A 2,105-nucleotide genomic window follows, 5' to 3' on the forward strand; every position below is an offset into this window, starting at 1 on the left:
GCTTTCAGGCCTCGCTACCCGGGTGCTCCATCTGGCCCCGCCGGCCCGCGTGGAGGAGGGCGCACGATGGTGGCGCGATGCGCGCAGCCTGGCGCTGGCGCGTGCCTTGCGGCTGCGCTCGCTGCCCTCGGCCCTCGTCTACGGCTCGACCAGCGGGGTCTACGGCGATTGCGGCGGCGCCCTGATCGCAGAGACGCGTGCGGTGCGGCCCGATACGCCGCGCGCGCACCGCCGCGTCGATGCCGAGCGCACGGTGCGTTGGCTCGGACGTGCCGGGGTCGCCACGCGCATCCTGCGCATTCCCGGCATCTATGCGCCCGACCGCGAGGGTGGCACGCCGCGCGAGCGCTTGCGCCGGGGCACGCCGGTGCTGCGCGCCGAGGACGATGTCTATACCAACCACATTCACGCCGACGACCTGGCCCGCGCCTGCGTGGCGGCGCTGTGGCGCGGCGGCTCGCAGCGCGTGTTCCACGCCAGCGACGACAGCGAGATCAAGATGGGCGACTACATCGAGCTCGCGGCCAGGCTGTACGGCCTGCCGCTGCCGCCGCGCATCGCGCGCCACGAGGCGCAGGCGCAACTGCCCTTGTCGCTCCTGAGCTTCATGGGCGAATCGCGGCGGCTCGACAACACGCGATTGAAGCGCGAGCTGCGCGTGCGGCTGCGCTATCCGACGGTGGCCGCGGGGCTGCGATCGGGCGGCTGAAATATCCGGCAGCCGTTGCGCGAAACGCGGGCCGGCAAAATCGGCGCATGCCAGTTACCCAGCTCTCCGTCTATTTCTTCCTGCAGGTCGCGCTCATCATCGCGGTCTGTCAACTCGTCGGCCGCCTGGCGCGCCGGATCGGACAGCCCCAGGTCGTGGGCGAGATGATCGCCGGCGTGATGCTCGGCCCTTCGCTGTTCGGACTTTTCCTGCCCGAGTTGCAGCGCGCCCTGTTTCCCAAGGAGACGCTGGGCATGCTCTACGTCGGGGGCCAGCTCGGGGTGGGCTTGTACATGTTCCTGGTCGGCACCGAATTCCGCGCCGACCATTTCAAGAGCCGTTTTCGAAGCGCCGCCTCGGTGTCCGCAGCCGGCATCCTGGTGCCGTTCGTGCTCGCCTTTGCGCTGACGCCATGGCTGCACGAGATTCCGGGCCTGTTCTCGGCCCGCGCCAAGCCGCTGGAGGCGGCGCTGTTCCTCGGGGCGGCCATCGCCATCACCGCCTTTCCGATGCTGGCGCGCATCATCCATGAGCGCGGTCTCGCGGGCACCTCGCTCGGCACACTGGCATTGACGGCGGGCGCGGTCGACGATGCGGCCGCCTGGTGCATCCTGGCGGTCGTGCTGGCGAGCTTCGGCGGCTCGTGGGGCGGTGCCTATGCGGCGATCGGTGRCGGGGTGGGCTACGCGCTCTTCATGGTGTTCATCGGTTCCCGGCTGCTCAAGCGGCTGGCGCGGCACGTCCGGCCGGACGCGCCCCTGAGCAGCTCGCTGCTGGCGGTCGTGCTGGTGCTGTTCTGCCTGAGCGCCTTCGCGATGGATGCGATCGGCATCCATGCGGTCTTCGGCGGCTTCCTGCTCGGCGCGGTGCTGCCGCGCGGCGTCCTGACCGAGAAGCTGCGCGAGCAGCTCCAGCCCTTCGTCGTCATCTTCCTGCTGCCGATGTTCTTCACCTATTCGGGCCTCAACACCCGGCTGGCGGTGCTGTTCGAGCCCGGCATCCTGCTCGGCGCCATGGCCATCCTGGCAGCCTCGTTCTGCGGCAAGGGCATCGCCTGCTGGGCCGCGGCCCGGTTGGCCGGCGAGAACCAGCGCGATGCGCTCGCGATCGGGTCGCTGATGAATGCGCGCGGCCTGATGGAGCTCATCATCATCAACATCGGCCTGCAGGCCGGCGTGATCCTGCCGGGCCTGTTTTCGATCCTGGTGCTGATGGCGATCTTCACGACGCTGATGGCGACGCCGCTCTTCAACTGGGTGACGCGCGATCGCAGCGCGGGCGCGCGCATCGAGGCGCCGGCCTGATGCCTCCCGCCGCCAGGCCGGGTCACGCTCGATCCTGTGCTTGCTCCGGAGCTCGCCGAAGGCGTGCGAACTCGGCCTGCTTCGGTGCCAAC

The 2,105-nt window shown here is 70.0% G+C and carries 2 protein-coding genes; both read left to right on the top strand.

The features are described 5' to 3' along the window. The coding region (locus AC1D2K_RS33845) for an NAD-dependent epimerase/dehydratase family protein (protein WP_478094708.1) at positions 1 to 709 on the top strand (709 nt) is incomplete at its 5' end. Positions 710 to 756: 47 nt separating this feature from the next. Next, on the top strand, positions 757 to 2,013 hold the full coding sequence (locus AC1D2K_RS33850) for a cation:proton antiporter (RefSeq protein WP_478094710.1): 1,257 nt from the start codon (positions 757 to 759) through the stop codon (positions 2,011 to 2,013). Positions 2,014 to 2,105 lie beyond the last annotated feature (92 nt).

This window comes from Variovorax sp. P1_H12_2 (genome assembly GCF_056405335.1).